This is a genomic window from Billgrantia ethanolica (assembly GCF_021404305.1).
Taxonomy (GTDB): domain Bacteria; phylum Pseudomonadota; class Gammaproteobacteria; order Pseudomonadales; family Halomonadaceae; genus Halomonas; species Halomonas ethanolica.
Genome location: NZ_JABFTX010000014.1, coordinates 1 through 633 on the forward strand (window position 1 = coordinate 1; position 633 = coordinate 633).

At 58.5% G+C, this 633-nt stretch carries 1 protein-coding gene; it reads left to right on the forward strand.

Annotation, left to right across the window (positions count from 1 at the left end; all coding sequences use genetic code 11):
• Window positions 1-70: 70 nt before the first annotated feature.
• Window positions 71-633: IS110 family transposase (locus tag HOP53_RS21290; protein WP_234271864.1), on the forward strand; the 563-nt coding region annotated here is incomplete at its 3' end.

Here is a 633-nt window from a genome sequence, read left to right on the forward strand (position 1 = left end):
TAGCTTGAATGGTATCCAAGCCCCTCCCCAATCGGAGTGAGGCTGCACGAACAAGGAAAGGCGACGAGACATGGCAGTGATCGGTATCGACGTCAGTAAGCAGAAGCTCGACTGCGCCTGGCTACGCGATGAGGCGACTGGAAAGGTCAAGACGCGTGTATTCGGCAATCGGCGGCAGGACTTTCCACACCTGCTGGAATGGCTTGAGCACCAAACCGGTGAGCCATTGGACCAGTTGCACGTTGTGATGGAAGCCACCGGCATCTATCACGAAACGCTCGCCTATTGGCTGCATGCTGCCGGCATCCAGGTTTATGTCCTCAACCCCGCACAGGTGCGTGACTTCTCCCGTAGCCTGGGAGTACGCGGCAAAACAGATAAGAAGGACAGTGTGGTGCTGGCACGCTATGGCGCGACGCAACGACCTGATGCGTGGCAGCCGGAGCCTGAGGAGGTACGCAAGCTCAAGGCGCTAGCAGCGAGACTCGACGCACTGGACAAGGACATTCAGCGTGAGCGAAACCGGCGCGAGAAAGCCGAGTTCGTCATGGCAACCGATATCCTCCGCTCGATCGATGACATCCTGTCGGCATTGACGCGTGAGCGGGATCGTCTCCAGCGGGAGATCGATGA